Annotated in this window: 13 protein-coding genes and 1 tRNA gene; 4 read left to right on the top strand and 10 right to left on the bottom strand. The window is 30.7% G+C overall.

Going from position 1 to position 16985, the window contains the following annotated elements; all coding sequences use genetic code 11:
• Positions 1–424 precede the first annotated feature (424 nt).
• Complete coding sequence (locus PVA18_RS04565; RefSeq protein ID WP_180384231.1) at positions 425–1312, top strand: hemolysin family protein; 888 nt, start codon at positions 425–427, stop codon at positions 1310–1312.
• On the opposite strand, the gene PVA18_RS04560 is transcribed toward PVA18_RS04565, so the two are convergent.
• Both PVA18_RS04560 and PVA18_RS04555 read right to left on the bottom strand, forming a co-directional pair.
• On the bottom strand, positions 1295–1828 hold the full coding sequence (locus tag PVA18_RS04560; protein WP_045805252.1) for an HK97 family phage prohead protease: 534 nt from the start codon (positions 1826–1828) through the stop codon (positions 1295–1297). The two genes, PVA18_RS04565 and PVA18_RS04560, sit on opposite strands and share 18 nt — an antisense overlap.
• Positions 1829–1966: 138 nt before the next feature.
• Positions 1967–3151 carry a phage portal protein gene (locus PVA18_RS04555; RefSeq protein ID WP_045805253.1) on the bottom strand — a complete coding sequence of 395 codons (1185 nt, stop codon included), beginning with the start codon at positions 3149–3151 and terminating at the stop codon, positions 1967–1969.
• A 260-nt stretch (positions 3152–3411) separates the two neighbouring features.
• Between PVA18_RS04555 and PVA18_RS04550 the strand changes: the two genes are divergently transcribed.
• Together PVA18_RS04550 and nadA are read left to right on the top strand one after the other, a co-directional pair.
• The gene (locus PVA18_RS04550; protein WP_045805254.1) at positions 3412–4161 is read left to right on the top strand and encodes a methyltransferase domain-containing protein; all 750 of its coding nucleotides are present in this window, start codon (positions 3412–3414) and stop codon (positions 4159–4161) included.
• Between the two features lie 21 nt (positions 4162–4182).
• Positions 4183–5124: a quinolinate synthase NadA gene (gene nadA / locus PVA18_RS04545; protein WP_045805255.1), complete on the top strand. Its 942-nt coding sequence runs from the start codon at positions 4183–4185 to the stop codon at positions 5122–5124.
• A 131-nt stretch (positions 5125–5255) separates the two neighbouring features.
• On the opposite strand, the gene PVA18_RS04540 is transcribed toward nadA, so the two are convergent.
• Positions 5256–5633, bottom strand: a complete 378-nt coding sequence (locus tag PVA18_RS04540) for a ferredoxin family protein (RefSeq protein WP_045805256.1) — start codon at positions 5631–5633, stop codon at positions 5256–5258.
• 269 nt (positions 5634–5902) lie between these two features.
• Between PVA18_RS04540 and PVA18_RS04535 the strand changes: the two genes are divergently transcribed.
• Positions 5903–8632, top strand: coding sequence for a hypothetical protein (locus PVA18_RS04535; protein ID WP_434431849.1), 2730 nt, complete (start codon positions 5903–5905; stop codon positions 8630–8632).
• 668 nt (positions 8633–9300) lie between these two features.
• Here the strand turns inward: PVA18_RS04535 and PVA18_RS04530 are convergent.
• From PVA18_RS04530 to PVA18_RS04500, 7 genes are all read right to left on the bottom strand, one after another.
• The gene (locus tag PVA18_RS04530) at positions 9301–11448 is read right to left on the bottom strand and encodes a type IV secretory system conjugative DNA transfer family protein (protein ID WP_045805004.1); all 2148 of its coding nucleotides are present in this window, start codon (positions 11446–11448) and stop codon (positions 9301–9303) included.
• Between the two features lie 37 nt (positions 11449–11485).
• The gene (gene virB11 / locus PVA18_RS04525; protein ID WP_045805003.1) at positions 11486–12484 is read right to left on the bottom strand and encodes a P-type DNA transfer ATPase VirB11; all 999 of its coding nucleotides are present in this window, start codon (positions 12482–12484) and stop codon (positions 11486–11488) included.
• Between the two features lie 15 nt (positions 12485–12499).
• The gene (locus PVA18_RS04520) at positions 12500–13828 is read right to left on the bottom strand and encodes a TrbI/VirB10 family protein (RefSeq protein WP_045805002.1); all 1329 of its coding nucleotides are present in this window, start codon (positions 13826–13828) and stop codon (positions 12500–12502) included.
• A gap of 21 nt (positions 13829–13849) precedes the next feature.
• Positions 13850–14659 carry a P-type conjugative transfer protein VirB9 gene (virB9, locus tag PVA18_RS04515; protein ID WP_045805001.1) on the bottom strand — a complete coding sequence of 270 codons (810 nt, stop codon included), beginning with the start codon at positions 14657–14659 and terminating at the stop codon, positions 13850–13852.
• The gene (locus PVA18_RS04510; RefSeq protein ID WP_082058920.1) at positions 14646–15341 is read right to left on the bottom strand and encodes a virB8 family protein; all 696 of its coding nucleotides are present in this window, start codon (positions 15339–15341) and stop codon (positions 14646–14648) included. The genes virB9 and PVA18_RS04510 overlap by 14 nt, the downstream gene beginning before the upstream one ends.
• Positions 15342–15480: 139 nt before the next feature.
• Complete coding sequence (locus tag PVA18_RS04505; RefSeq protein WP_045805045.1) at positions 15481–16581, bottom strand: GTP cyclohydrolase II; 1101 nt, start codon at positions 16579–16581, stop codon at positions 15481–15483.
• A gap of 19 nt (positions 16582–16600) precedes the next feature.
• Positions 16601–16689, bottom strand: a tRNA-Leu gene (locus tag PVA18_RS04500).
• Positions 16690–16985: the final 296 nt, after the last annotated feature.

The raw sequence follows: 16985 nt of genomic DNA, 5'->3' as shown, positions 1-16985 counted from the left end.
GACTTCCTCTCATAGAAATTATATGTATATATATATCCTTATAGATAGCTTTTATAGTTAATCCTGTGAATTATGTGGATAAAACTTATTTTTGCAAAATATATGTCAAACTTTTACCAATGTTTTTTTGTGAATAACTCTGTTAATAAAGTACGTATTATATTGATTTTCTGGTATAACATGTGTGTATAAGTAATATGTGAATTATGTTGATAACTGTAGTTTTAATTAATGCCTTATATGACAATTATTGCGAACTTCATGTTCCTAATAACTCTGTGAATAACTATGTAATAGAATGTGAGCAACTTTTACTGACATCTTTCATGCTGTGTTATTAACAAGTTTATTAACACAAACTTTATATAGAAAATAAAGTTTTGAATAGTATACTTAAGTAATAATAAAGAATTACATATTGTGTATGAGTGGCAATCTTTCTGATAATAGTGATAGTGAAGATATGTTTTCCTTAAGAGAATCGTTGAGTGCTAGGTTAGTTTCGTTTATGTTAAAAAAAATGCCAAAGCTCAAAAAGATTATCGAGAACAATTTGATCAGTAGTAACGAGTGTTTTACCAATTCTAGAATGTTTTATAACCTTATAAAATTTAATGATTGTTTGGCAAGGGATGTAATGATTCCTAGGACAGAAATCTACGCTATAAATATTACAGATATGTCTAATAGTAAACACTTGATAGATAAAGTAATAAGTGGGCAATATACTAGAGTTCTAGCATATGAGAACAATTTGGATAACATAATAGGATTTATTCACATTAAAGACATAATCTCAAATTTTTATAATGATTTTAATGCAAGAAATATAATCCGTGAGGTCATGTATATTCCTCCATCAATGAAAGCAGTTAATTTGTTTATAAAAATGCAATCCTCTCACATACATGTTGCTATAGTAATAGATGAATATGGTGGAACAGAAGGATTGATTACTATGGCAGATCTTATTGAGGAAATAGTAGGTGATATAGATGATGAACATGGTGTTCCTGCTGTTCCGAGTATTGTGAATATCTCTGATAATAAGATTGAAGTAAATGCTAGAGTGTTAGTTAAAAATTTGGAAGAAACTTTTAACATTGATTTTAGAGATTGTGAGGAAGACGATTATGTAACAATAGGTGGACTCATTTTATCCATGATTGGGAGGGTACCTGTTACAAATGAAGTTTTTAAGCACAAAAATGGAGCTGTATTTTCTATTAAGGAAGCTGATGATAGGTGTATTTATAAAATTGTTATTGATTTAAGTAATGTGAAAAGGACTGACTTAAAAATCGATCATTGAACGCAACTTATCTAATGCAAATTTAGCTTCTGTAAAAGATATATCTAAATCTTTATGTATATTCTTAACACTGGTGACCTTTGAATGTATATTAGCAGGGAATGTGACTAAGCTGATTTCCCATAAAGATACTTTCTTTAGTATTCTTACACCTGTGTTGTCATTCATGTGATCATCTACAACACTATATCCTATTGATAGTGCATTGATGATACCATTTTTAAGCATTAAATATGCTTCTTTTCCTTTTTGTAAGTCTAGTAATAAGTTTGCTGTTATGTAGAGTCCTATGTTATTTTCAACCATACTTGTGACATTACCTATAGGTTCTGTTGAGTTATGTTGCCATAACAACTTTATTTTATGTATATTTTTTATAGCATTGCTAAATGCTCCTGGTAATATGACATGTTTTTGTCTGTCAACAACATTAAATACACTTGCATATCCTGAGAAAGTCCCGGATTGTTTTATATTTTTTTCAGATAAAAGTAAGTTACATGTTTTCTGTTGCATAAGAGAATCTCTATAATTATAAAATTGGTTATAAAATTCTGAGATTTCAAAATAATTTTTTATGTATTGTGTGGTTTTTAGTTAATAAATTTATAAGATCTCAGAGGTTATTAGAGTTGTTGTGGTTTTGGTAGTATGTTATAGAGTATTTCCATTCTCTATTGGTGGTAACCCAAAAGCTGCTCTTTTTTCATTTATAGTCATAAAAGTTGCATTTTCTACATATTGCCAAAGCTGTTTTCTTTTTTCTGTTAATACAGAAATGGAATCTTTATTGTATGATAGAAATATATTATTTCCAAATTTAGGGGCGAGCCAATTGTTGAAATGTGAAATAATATTATCTAGATGAGGCAATATTGTTTGTTCCCATAATGATAGTCTTGCTTCCATAAGATTGTTATAGGTATTATCTCCGGGAATTCCAAGTAATTGGGGGGGTACGCCAAATGCTAGTGCAATATCACGTGCTGAACTATGTTTTGATTCAATAAAATCCATGTCTTTAGGAGATAGGCTCATTTCTTTCCAATCTAATCCTCCTTCAAGTAGTATTGGTCTTCCAGCATTTCTTGGGCCAGAATAGAATTCATCTACTTGTGATTTTAGACGGGTGTATTGTTCTTGTGTTAAACTTCCATTGTTATTATTGCCTTTTGCATTTACGATTAATGCTCCACTTGGCCTAGCACCGTTTTGTAACATTGCTTGATTCCAAGATCCAGCCTGGTTATGTTGGTCTATACTATATGAGGCTGCCTCTATAGGGGATAGACCATAATAATCATTTAGTGGGTGGAAATTTTTTATGTGTAATATTTGTGAACAATTTGTTAGTTTGTTAATTTTGTAGTTGTAATTGCAATTATTTATCGAATAGCGATATGAATATGGTCTATTGTCTTTTCCTGGAATAATTTCAACTCTGTCTGGTCGCAAAAGATGTAATTCCCTAGGGAGCATATCGTGATTTTCTATCATCAAAATGTAAGCGTTACCACCAATTAATTTATAAGTGAGAATTCCTTCAATAAATTCTGATTTTGATGTAGTGTTGTTTGGTCTAGATATTAATTTTAATAAGGCATGGGTTTTTATTTGAAATATGTTATTTTTTTCAATTTTATTTAATAATATGGGAACAGATGCTGCTGCCGATGCGATCATGTGAATAGATCTAAATGCAATTACATTTTTTATATAACCATTTTCTGCAAAATTTGCATAACTTCTGTTTTTCCAGACAGCTTCTGTGAACAATTGTATAGGAATTGAAAAAGTGTAAGAGTTATCTTGTATTGATTTTTTTTGAAAGAAATTCATTGGTAAAACTCTTTGTATGTAATTTTTTATTGAGTTGGATTTATTTAGTAGTATGCTAGTAGTGTAAAACTTACTAAGTAATTTGCAGTATACATGTAGATACTAGAATAGTGATCTGTTTTAAACTATGTATAACATAATACATCCTATGTCAGTAGATGTGGAAGCTATTTTTTAGAATGTACATTACAAATGTGTTCTTTATCAGTTTATAGTGATGTTTTTGTCTATGCTATTTTTATTGTTAGTGATTATGCAGTATGGATCTTGTTACTCAAAAAATACAGAAAGCATTTGATGGTGCAGCAAGTTCGTATGATAAATTCTCTGATATACAAAATGTGATTTTGCGTGAATTATGTAGCACTGTTACATTGAAAAATTGTGATAAGAAAAACATACTAGATGTAGGATGTGGTACTGGAAATATAGGTAAATTCTTGGACATTACACACCATAATTTTATTCAGGTGGATTTGTCTCAGGAAATGTGTATTTTAGCTAAAGAAAAAAATAATGCATTATCAATAAATTGTCATATGGATGTAATGCCATTTTATGACAGTTTTTTTGATATTGTTATTACCTCAATGGTTTTACAATGGTCTTGTAATATTAATATTACTCTGTTAGAATTACTTCGAGTTGTGAAATCAGATGGTGTATTGTATATAGCAATTCCAATATTTGGAACTTTAATAGAATTAAATAATGTTGTTGAAAAGGTAGGAGGGTCTTTTAGCAAATTTTATCAAATGGATGAATTAATAAACATCATAAATTCTTTTAATGTTAAAATACAATATGTATTTTGCTGTAATTATCGTCAGTACCATAAGTCATTTCGTTCTTTCCTGTTGAATATGAAATTGACAGGTGTATATACGAAAAAAGTTAGTGATAAACAGCATGATATATTTAATATGAGCAGGATTTATAAGGAGTTATATTCTTTTCAAAATTGTATTTTTAGCTCATGGAACATTATGTATTTGATTGTTAAAAAGTAATTTTTTTGTCATAATAATTACATGAAAAAACTTGATATTATGAAGCTGCTACAAGAGATACGTCATTTAGCTCAGGAAAGTAATGCTATAATTCTTGCTCATTACTATCAAGATCCAGAAATACAAGACGTTGCTGATTTTATTGGTGATTCATTGGAGCTTTCACGAAAAGCAGCCACAACAACAGCTGATGTTATTGTATTTTGTGGTGTATATTTTATGGCTGAAGTTGCAAAAATCATTAATCCTACAAAAAGAGTTTTATTACCAGATTTAAATGCAGGATGTTCTTTAGCTGATTCTTGTAATGCTGAAAGTTTTAAAAAATTTCGTGAATTGCATAAAGATTGTGTATCAATTACTTATATTAATTCTTTAGCAGAGGTTAAAGCTTATTCTGATATAATTTGTACATCTTCAAGTGCCGAAAAAATAATAAGACAAATACCAGAAGAAAAACAAATTCTATTTGCTCCAGATAAATTTCTAGGAAGTTTTTTAGAAAAAAAAACAAACAGAAAGATGATTTTATGGCCTGGTACTTGTATGGTACATGAGAGTTTTTCTGAGCGCAAATTAATTGACATGATGGTTAGACATAGCAAAGCATACGTTATAGCTCATCCTGAGTGTCCTGGTCATTTATTAAGGCATGCTAATTTCATTGGATCAACAACTCAGTTATTAAAATTTTCTTCTGAAAGGCCTAATTCAGAGTTTATAGTTCTAACTGAGGAAGGCATTATTCATCAAATGAAAAAAGTATCCCCTGGCAGTACTTTTTATATTGTCAATTCTTCAGATAGTGGATGTGTTTCATGTAGTAAATGTCCACATATGCGTTTAAATACTTTAGAAAAATTATATTTATGTTTAAAAAATGGTTATCCTGAAGTTACTCTTGATGTTGAAGTTAGCAATATGGCTAGAAAATCTTTGGATGCTATGCTCAGTATGAGTTAATTGAGTTAATGTAACAGAAGTAGAAAAAATTTTTAGTGCAGCATAATGTCGAAGTACAACACCTAAAATAGGTAATATTAAAATTAATATAAATTTGCTAATGGTAAGTTTATATGATGTAAAAACATATACTACTTGCTTAAATTTTCATCGAAATAAATAAACTTATCTTTTGTATACTTATAAGACTCTGCTTCTGGATTAGCAGGTTTAGCAGATGTTATGTTTTTCCATTGTTTAGAAAATTTTTTATTTATTTCATAAGATTTTTTAAGATTTTTCTGTTCTTCATTTAAGGTACTATCGCTGAATTCTAGTACATCTCTTATGGAGTCATCTGGGACAATTGCATCGATAGGACATTCAGGAACACACACACCACAATCTATACATTGATCAGGATCTATTACTAACATATTAACCCCTTCATAGAAACAATCTACTGGACATACCTCGACACAATCAGTGTATTTGCATCTTATGCACTTGTCCGTTACAAAGTGTGTCATTACAGAATAATTAATGATAAAATAACCATTTTTATTGTAATGTTTTTTCTTGCCAAATTCAATTGGTATTTATTATTTTATAAGGTATTGATGTAAGTTGTAATTAAATATATATATCATGGAATTGAAAGGTTGGGCGATGTTTAGGTTATATCCTAATACCTGTATTGATATATCAATTCTTATCTAGTAGTGTTATTTTATAATAAAGGACTAGTTTTTTTGTAGGTCGAATTTGTGCAATACATTTGAAATTAAGGGAGACTTTTATGGATATTGATAATAATAAAGTAGATGTTAATACACAGAGTAAATTTCAGAGTTTGTTAGACATGCTTGTGCGTGCGATTTCAGGTAGTAGCAAAGATAGTGATGTTGTGGAAGTAGAAGATCAAGCAGCTTCAGTTGTTACAGAAGAAACTTCTAAGACTCATCAAGAAGGAGATAAAACAGTATCTCAATCTTCATCAGAATTAGTTGTTACAGAAGAAGGAAAAGAAATTTCTGAAACTCATTTGGAAAACGATAATCCTGAGGTTTTAATAGAAGAAGACTTACATGCAGCTGTTGTAAGTGATAATCTAGATCAAGCAGTTCCAGTTGTTACAGAAGAAACTTCTAAGACTCATCAAGAAGGAGAAACAGTATCTCAATCTTCATCAGAATTAGTTGTTACAGAAGAAGAAAAAGAAATTTCTGAAACTCATTTGGAAAACGATAATCCTGAGGTTTTAATAGAAGAAGACTTACATGCAGCTGTTGTAAGTGATAATCTAGATCAAGCAGTTCCAGCTGTTACAGAAGAAGAAGTTTCTGAGCAGAATTTGTTAGACATGCTTGTGCGTGCGATTTTAGGTAGTAGCAAAGATAGTGATGTTGTGGAAGTAGAAGATCAAGCAGCTTCAGTTGTTACAGAAGAAACTTCTAAGACTCATCAAGAAGGAGATAAAACAGTATCTCAATCTTCATCAGAATTAGTTGTTACAGAAGAAGGAAAAGAAATTTCTGAAACTCATTTGGAAAACGATAATCCTGAGGTTTTAATAGAAGAAGACTTACATGCAGCTGTTGTAAGTGATAATCTAGATCAAGCAGTTCCAGCTGTTACAGAAGAAGAAGTTTCTGAGCAGAATTTGTTAGACATGCTTGTGCGTGCGATTTTAGGTAGTAGCAAAGATAGTGATGTTGTGGAAGTAGAAGATCAAGCAGCTTCAGTTGTTACAGAAGAAACTTCTAAGACTCATCAAGAAGGAGATAAAACAGTATCTCAATCTTCATCAGAATTAGTTGTTGCAGAAGAAGGAAAAGAAATTTCTGAAACTCATTTGGAAAACGATAATCCTGAGGTTTTAATAGAAGAAGACTTACATGCAGCTGTTGTAAGTGATAATCTAGATCAAGCAGCTTCAGTTGTTACAGAAGAAACTTCTAAGACTCATCAAGAAGGAGATAAAACAGTATCTCAATCTTCATCAGAATTAGTTGTTACAGAAGAAGGAAAAGAAATTTCTGAAACTCATTTGGAAAACGATAATCCTGAGGTTTTAATAGAAGAAGACTTACATGCAGCTGTTGTAAGTGATAATCTAGATCAAGCAGCTTCAGTTGTTACAGAAGAAACTTCTAAGACTCATCAAGAAGGAGATAAAACAGTATCTCAATCTTCATCAGAATTAGTTGTTACAGAAGAAGGAAAAGAAATTTCTGAAACTCATTTGGAAAACGATAATCCTGAGGTTTTAATAGAAGAAGACTTACATGCAGCTGTTGTAAGTGATAATCTAGATCAAGCAGCTTCAGTTGTTACAGAAGAAACTTCTAAGACTCATCAAGAAGGAGATAAAACAGTATCTCAATCTTCATCAGAATTAGTTGTTACAGAAGAAGGAAAAGAAATTTCTGAAACTCATTTGGAAAACGATAATCCTGAGGTTTTAATAGAAGAAGACTTACATGCAGCTGTTGTAAGTGATAATCTAGATCAAGCAGCTTCAGTTGTTACAGAAGAAACTTCTAAGACTCATCAAGAAGGAGATAAAACAGTATCTCAATCTTCATCAGAATTAGTTGTTACAGAAGAAGGAAAAGAAATTTCTGAAACTCATTTGGAAAACGATAATCCTGAGGTTTTAATAGAAGAAGACTTACATGCAGCTGTTGTAAGTGATAATCTAGATCAAGCAGCTTCAGTTGTTACAGAAGAAACTTCTAAGACTCATCAAGAAGGAGATAAAACAGTATCTCAATCTTCATCAGAATTAGTTGTTACAGAAGAAGGAAAAGAAATTTCTGAAACTCATTTGGAAAACGATAATCCTGAGGTTTTAATAGAAGAAGACTTACATGCAGCTGTTGTAAGTGATAATCTAGATCAAGCAGTTCCAGTTGTTACAGAAGAAACTTCTAAGACTCATCAAGAAGGAGAAACAGTATCTCAATCTTCATCAGAATTAGTTGTTACAGAAGAAGGAAAAGAAATTTCTGAAACTCATTTGGAAAACGATAATCCTGAGGTTTTAATAGAAGAAGACTTACATGCAGCTGTTGTAAGTGATAATCTAGATCAAGCAGTTCCAGTTGTTACAGAAGAAACTTCTAAGACTCATCAAGAAGGAGAAACAGTATCTCAATCTTCATCAGAATTAGTTGTTACAGAAGAAGAAAAAGAAATTTCTGAAACTCATTTGGAAAACGATAATCCTAAGTTTTTAATAGAAGAAGACTTACATGATATAAATGCTATTGTAAATAATGATAAAACTGTAGATTCGAACTTACCTATAAATGATATAATATTACCATTTGTAAATAAAGTATTATGTCCTGTACCAGAGGTAATGGATGAGAAATATGTTTATGAGTGTCAAGTGGTAAAAGCTTTGGGCAGTTTGTTGAATAATAAAGATGTATGTTGTTGTTTTAACCTTTGTTTTGTAGAATATAATCATTTTATTACTCAAGCAGATACTGATAACAATACAGTTAATAGTATTATATAAATTATAAGACTTAGTTGTGTTTAGATAGCAGGTGATACTTTTTAAGTATTGCTTGCTGTTTTTATTTACTTATTGCTTTTTGTATAGAGAGAATATAGTCCTATTCAAATTGGAGGAAGTGAATTTTATTAAAAAGTAGAGTCTAAAAAATATGTATAGAGGACTTATGTAGTATTTACTTGTTGTTTAAATATAAACATCTGAATTCTATTTATATGGTGGACCTTATGTTATAAAGTGTGTTGGCTTTTTAGAGAAATCTTACTTGGAGAAAAATCATCTTTTGTTATGTACTAAAGTGGTAAAGATAAAATTTATAGTATATTGATAAAGTTAGTAATACTTTGAAAATAACATAAAACATGGATTTTTCAGAGTATATAACTATTAAATTCAGTCTAAAGATATAAAATCAGTAACAATATATAATGTTTATAATATCTGAAAAGTTTAATTCGGTTGATTTGACCAGGTTTTGATTGTTATTAGTAATATGAATTTCAAATCACTAATCTGTGTTTGACTTATGTTAGTATGTTTCTGTGTATTGCATATATAGTAAGGTAAATTTCCATATAATATAGTTCAGTTGATGCTAGTTAATGCTAAAGTTTTGATAAAATTTTTTGTGCTTTGGTAATAATTTCTGTTATTTATCATAAAGAAATTTATAAGTTATTGTTCTCATTTTTGGAATCTTGATTCTCAAATGGTTCTTTATTGTAATCATTTTCGTCATCTAAATTACTTTTGTCTATGCTTTTGTTTTCGTATTTGTCATCTTCATGACTGTTGTTGCTATGATCATTATCTTCTTCTTCTGTAGTGTAGTCATAGTCTTCAGACTCATCGTTATACTCCTCATTTTCATCTTCATAGTCTTCTTCATCTATGTATTCATCTAAATCATCAAAATTGAAATCTTCGTCGTCATAATTATCTTCATTTTCATAATAGTTTGTTTCTGTGCTGTTATATATTGCATCTTCTTCTTTCATGATGTTCCTAGTATTATCAGGCTTGTTTTCAGGAATATCATTTTCAATACTAGGCATGGGGTCTTCATTTGCTTTTTTTGTTGGTTTTATGTTATTAGGATCATAAGGTTCTTGAGTAGGTATAAAAGTGCTTTTTAATAATTTTTTTGTAAAGGTTTTGTCTTCGTAGTATTTTATTTTCTTTGATTTTATAGGATAAGTAGATTCTATTAAAAGAATTTGCTCATCTCTAGGTAACATTATCACTTCTTGAGGTAGTAATAAAGCTCTTTGTGTTTCTGATATATGTAATGAGCGGGATGCAGGATTTAAATCTAAGAATTTAGGTCTGTTTAAAGATTCCTGATTAACAGTTTTATTTCCTATTAATTGTGATATTAAGTTTGCAGTTTCGATATTATTTGCTGCAAAAGTAATTCTATAGGTAGAGTTTGATAGAAATGAATTCATTCCTGCTTCTTCATATATACCTTTAAGCTGCTCAGTATCTTGAATAATCAAGAATAATCTGACTCTGTATCCACGGAAATACGCAATACCAGTTTGGAATTGCTCCATTTTTCCTAGTGTTGGAAACTCATCCATTAAAAATAATACACCATAAGGTTCGTCATCTGACGGTAAAGTTCTACATAAAAATTCTGTTGCTTGTTGATAAAATACCTGCATTAAAGGTCTGAGACGAGTTAAGTTGTCTGGTGTTAGCCCAACATATACTGTTACTTTTTTCCTTTTAAATTCTTGAATGTTAAAATCACTTGAAGCTGTTGCTGTATCAATTAATGGATTTGCCCATAGTTCTAAAGATGAGTTCATAGTTGATACTACACCTGAACGCTCTTTATCAGCTTTTTGTAAAAATGCAGCTATGTTCATGTATGCAACTGGGTGGATTTTTTTTCCTATGGTGTCTAATACAACTGCTAAATTATATACTACATCATCACTACGCATTGTGCGTACAACTTCTCCAAAAGATTTTACTTTTTCTGGTACTGCTAATAGATATAGTACTACTCCCACAAATAAACTACGTGCTTCATTGTACCAAAAGTCTTGTTCGGGCATTATTAAATTGGCAATTTTTTGTACATCGTCTACCATTTGTCCTGGTTTAGAACTTATCCAATCTAGTGGGTTGTAGCAGTGGCTTATCCCATCAGGTTGTGCTGGATTCCAAACAAAGACTTCTTGCCCTCTTTTTTTTCTCCATCCGCTTGTAAGATCGTAGTTTTCTAATTTTATATCATGCACTATTACAGAATCTTCCCAGAACAATAAATTCGGTATTACAAAGCCTACACCTTTTCCGGATCCAGTTGGTGCAAATAGTAAAGCATGTTGAAATCCATCAGCAATAAGGTACCCTCTTTTGTCTTTTCCTAGTAATATGCCTTTTCTGCTGCGTAATCCTATTTTACGAATGTCTTTTTCTGTTGCCCATCTTGAATCTCCATGTAATGATTCTTTCCTTTTAAATGGTCTCCAGTCAAATAATATATTTCTTAGATTCCATAATATTATACTTAGGATACCTATTGGGATACATAATGATGACAATAGCTTGACTAATAATAATGTATCATATAAAGCAGGGTTGTGCCACCAATGTTCTACATAATTAAAAATGGTTGGCCAGATTCTATCTGGAAAATCGCTGAAACTAGGATTTATGGAATTAAAATCTAGATAGTCTGGTCCCCATACCATCAAGATAAATAGCACTCCTGATAAATAAAAGCAGAATTCCAGTCCGAAGAATGCACCTAGAATAAGGAATAAAATATTACGTATGTGGTTTGCACTTACACTATCCATAAAAACAACAACTTAATTATAAAAATTTACGTATCATTTAACCATTTTTCTGTAAAGATTTAGTGAATAGTATTTCTGATACATACCTTCTACCTTCTGATCCTCTTTTTAATTGTATTACAATATCTACTATATTAGTAATATAATTAATTATTTGATCTGGGGGTATTCCAAGGCCTGCTTGCATAACCATTAATTTTAATTGTTCTAGTGCCATCATTGGTGTATCAGCATGTAATGTAGATATGGATCCAGGATGACCTGTATTAATTGCTCTTAAAAAGCTAAATGCTTCAGATCCTCGTAATTCTCCTACTATTATCCTATCTGGACGTAACCTTAGACATGCTTCTATTAAATCTTGCGTACTTACTTTAGCTCTACCTTGTCCTCCTTTTGAGGCGATTAAATGTACTCTATTACGATGATGGCTTAATACAATTTCTCTCGCATCTTCTACTGTGATTAACCTTTCATCTTTAGGTATACTTCGTAATGCTGCATTAGTGAAAGTGGTTTTTCCTGTTGATGTACCGCCACTTATTATTATGTTTTTTTTGTTTATTACAGCATATTCTAAAAATTGTTTAATTTTTTTTTGCTGTAATAATTCTTTTAATTGATTGTCTACATTGTTTTCTTGAGTTTCTGTTATAGCTTGATTAAATGCTCCCATTTTTTCATAGTCGTCTAGTGAGAGTTGCATAGCTGATGGTTTTCTAATCGACATAGCTACTGTAGTTGCTTCACAAGCTGGTGGAAATACAATTTGTATACGATAACCGTTAGGTAAAGTTGCTGATAACAAGGGATTTTCTTCACTTATTTTCTGTTCTGTTGCTTGCGCTATTAATCTTCCTAATGCTTTTAAATGTGATAGATTAAGAGCTTGGATAGATTCACAACGTATGTTCCCTCTATTCTCTATCCATACTTCGCACTGCTGATTTATGGATACTTCATTTACTCCATCTTCCTGAAAGATAGATTGTAATGGTTCAAGATATGTATCTAGAGCGGCATAACTTGTTGTCATATAAACCTTTTATAATTAATTAACAATATCTATTCCATGAACTGCTGATCTTGGAAATATAATGTCTTTGTTAACAAATACTTTTAGCAGAGTACCTTGGTCTACGTATATTGTAGGGTTGTTATTAGAGTATTTCTTTATTATATCTTTTATAGAGTTTGAAAAATCATCTACTGCTTGGGATAAAATTTTCACAGGTAATGTGGTTTTTGTAGATTTAGATTTATCATTTGAATCATCATCTTGTTTGTCCTTTTTATCTTTATCATCTGATTCTACAATAGGATTATTGTTTATTTCAGGGATTTTTGATGTAGCATAATATGTTGCTACAGATACGCCAGCTAACAATATTGTAGAAGTTAATATGCTTCCTATTTTTGTATCAACGACGCCTGAAGCTCCTTGTCTTCCTAACTCGTCTGTTCCATTAGAATCAATGGCTATGTCAATACCATTAGGTAAGATAACCCTGGTCCAAGATATTTGAACTCTAGTTTTTCCAGGGCTGGCATTAAAGGAATAATCTCCTATTAACCTTGATCCTTTTGGAATCATTACTGTATTATTGGCTTCAGCATAAACATCTCGTGCTACTATTCCCCTCAATGTACCCTGTAGATCTGAATTAATAGCAGTTTCTAGTACAACATCGATTATTTTGCCTTGTAAAATTGTAAATTCTAAATTGTTTATTTTTGTTGCGACTGTATTAGGAGAAGATGTAGGTTGTAAAGAAATAACAGAATTAACTTTATTCATTGCATTGTTAATATTTGATTCTACTTCGCCTTCAGTAGTAGCAGATGTAAGATTTTGTCCACCTGAAATTGCTAACATTGATGCAGCTCTTCTTTCTTTGTCATAACCTGTTGTTGGTGCAGGTGCAATGGGGGTAGCTATATCTATTTTGCTTTGAGTAGGTAAAGGTATTTTTGGTGAAGGTTTAGAAGGTTTAGAAGGTTTAGTTGCAGCAGGTTGTTTTGGTTTTATTTTTGGTACCTCTAATATTTTAGGTTTTTCAATTGTTGGAATAGATGATAAAGATGGTGATACTAAAGGAGGTAACTCTGGTAATTGAGGTGGAATATTTATAGGTGGAGATACTTCTTGAGTTGGTGGTACAGATTCTTTTAGTAATTTTTCTATATCTGCTTCTTCTGTTACTTGTGGTTTATTAAGATTTTCAGCTGGTTTTTTGTCTGTAAAGAAATAATAATAAGCAAACCCTAGTCCAACTATCATCACTCCTATTGTGATGAATTTTTTTCCTTTATTTGTTCCAACAACGTTTACACTATCTTCAATTTCTGTGTATTGGTTGTTTTGATGTTCTTCTGACATAGTGTACCATGGTAAATTTTATTATAGTTTTTTATTAGTAATTTTCACAGATTCACTCTTATATTCTAGATATAAGTGCTTATGTACACCCTTTATTATTACATAATCTTGTAGTAATAACATTTTGCAAGGTACTTTTTTATAATGATTATATATATAAACTTGAGGAATAATTTGATTGTTATTTGAAAATTTAAAGTATGTAAGTTTTCTGTCATCAAATAATTCTACAGGTAATATTTTGTTGTTTTCCGATTTTGCATCTACAACATAGTTATCACTTGTATTATTAGGTTTTATTACAACGTATTTTTTTGGTTCTTGTACTGTACTAAGAATAGAAATATCTGGTAAAGTTGCCTGCTTCAGCTCAAGATCTTCTTCAGTCTTTGGATAGTAGAAGCGTACTATATACGCTAAGTCTCTTAATGCAGAGTATCCGGCTTCATTGTCATCACTAGATTCATTTGTGCTGCGACATATAAGGTCAAAAGCATAACTTCTTCCTTTGTTTGTTTCTATTAACATGTTTGTTTTTCCATTCTTTTCTAATGGCATTATAAAGAGCTTGTTATCAACTGGTTTTACTTTCCATCCTACATTATTCCCCATTGCTAACATTTTTATAGTTTCACCTTTTGAAAACTCAATGTACGAGTGATAACCATAGTTAAAAACCACATTATAAATTTCATTATTACTGTATACAAAAGTCTTGATCCTACTATCTACTGTAATAGGGTTATTAACTCTACTGATGGCATACGCGCTGCCATTAAACATCATAGCTAAGACTGATAGTAATGTTATATAAATTTTATAGAAATTCATCATCTGCCCTATAGTAAGTTATCTGGAATCCTAAAGGATTAATTTGTCTTTCCTGTTCATTCATTTCAAGAGTTGCGTATTGAAATGATAATGTAGCTATTCTATCTTTTTTTATTGTGCCGTTTGGATGGTCAAATTCTAAGGAAAATCTGACCTGTACACTTCCTGGACGTAAATGCTGTAAAGATCTGATTTTTAAGTGTCCTGATGTTACATTTGCATATAAATTTAAAGGACTTGCAGGATTACTTAACCTTATCCAGCTACGGAATTCACCGTATGTTGTTTGGTTAGAAAATAGGCGAACTTTTGTGTAATAGTTATATTGAAAATTATTAGGATCAAAAAGTTCTCTAGATCTTACATATTCTATTATGAAGTGGTTGTTTAAAACCTCATCAGCTGAATATTGTTTTACTGATGTAGGATTGACTAGAGTTGTAATCCCAGACTTCTTTTCTATTTCTACTACAAATGGTTCAATAGTTCTGTTTTTGCTTATATTAGAAATGACAAAAACACTAATTCCTACTGCGCTTAGTGCTACCGTAGTAAAAAACAGTAACATATTCCTTTGTATAACGACTGAGTTATAACGACTAACATGCCAACTGTATGTTGTTTCTAAATTTACGTCTGATGGGTTGTTATTATTATTCTTTTTTCTGAATTTTTTAAACATACGTATCATCAACCTTATAGTTTTAATCCATGCGTACAAAAATAAAAACTTTTGTTAATCAGTGGTGATTTCAAAGTGTATACCTTATTTATTTACATCAGATTAACGTTAGTATGTAAAAGTAGCATAAAAAACACTTCTAGCAAACATGACCTAATCTTTTAGCTTTAGTATTGATATAATTAATATTATGTTGGTTTGTGTCAACAAAAATAGGTAATATTTTTGTGACTTGTATGCCATTATTTTGAATTTCTGAAATTTTGTTTGGATTGTTTGTAAGTAGTTGTAGTCTTGAAATTCCCAGTTTCTGCAGTATTTTTATAGCTGGAATAAATACTCTTTCGTCATCTTCGAATCCGAAGAACCTGTTAGCATCTACAGTATCGAAATTGTGCTTAATTTGCAATTGATATGTTCTTATTTTATTAGCTAGCCCTATACCACGACCGTCTTGAGCTAAGTATAAAATTATTCCACCTTTATTTTCTATCATTAGTTTTATAGCTGTATGCAATTGGCATCTACAATCACAAGATAAACTGTTCAGTAAGTCACCAGTATAACATGAAGAATGAATCCTAATGATAGGGTTGTTATAATCTGGACTTCCTATAATAATTGCGTAGTGTTCAAGCTCTCCAGTATGTGATCTATACACATTTATTTGAGCGTTAGGACAGTCTTTTAAAAACAAAGGAGAACTACATACTTCTTGAATTTCATATTCTTCATTATAGTTATCAATTATTTCTTGTTTTATAGGTGTTATATTATTTTTAGTACACCATTCTAGTATGTTAGAACTACTGATATCAATCGCAATTGCTGAAGGTAATAGCTTTGCTAGTTTTATTAGAGAGATAGCAGTTTTATCTAAGGGATTTGTACTTATAATGAGATTGTCAATGGAAAAAGATCCTCTGTTATGAAATTCTTGGCCTATTAGTAGAGAAGATATATATTCTAGATCATGAGATTCTTTGATCTTAATCCTGGAGAGTTGATTTCCTGAGGATTGAAAGATGAAATTTACCCTATTACCGGTTACTAATATGTTAATATCTTTAAAATGTTTTTTTAGTGTGCTTAATAATAGATGATCTACTAATTCACTAGGAAAAATTAGTAAATTATTATTGCTATTATATAGTAATACTGGGATACCACACCTTAATTCTGTAATAGATTTTTCTGTAATATACTTGTTGGAGTGAAAGCTGTTAAATAAATTTTCCATATTGTGCTCAAATATTACATGGTGCGGTTGAGAAGACTCGAACTTCCAAGGTCTTTATCAAACCACAGCGACCTCAACGCTGCGTGTCTACCATTCCACCACAACCGCGGTTTTATAACCTTTAATCCTAAATAAATTTACTGTGCATGTCAACGTAACTTGTTAACCATAAATTAATAGTTTTTTTGATTTTAAAAAGACATTCCATACATATACAATATCTATTATAATTGGAATTGAATTTATTGTAAAAGAATTTATTCTTAATGTAAGCTAGCTATTGCCTTGTTAATAAAGTACTATGTGGAATAGTAAGCTTTTTTAGTCTTTGGAAATATCTAGAAAAATGTATGAATGTAATGTTGGTATCTACAAGGTTAATTAATATAGATTTGTTATAATGA

The sequence above is a fragment of the Ehrlichia muris subsp. eauclairensis genome, from assembly GCF_051097115.1.
Taxonomy (GTDB): Bacteria; Pseudomonadota; Alphaproteobacteria; order Rickettsiales; family Anaplasmataceae; genus Ehrlichia; species Ehrlichia muris.
Note: the sequence above shows the minus strand (reverse complement) of the source record. Positions and strands in the feature narration are given on the sequence as shown.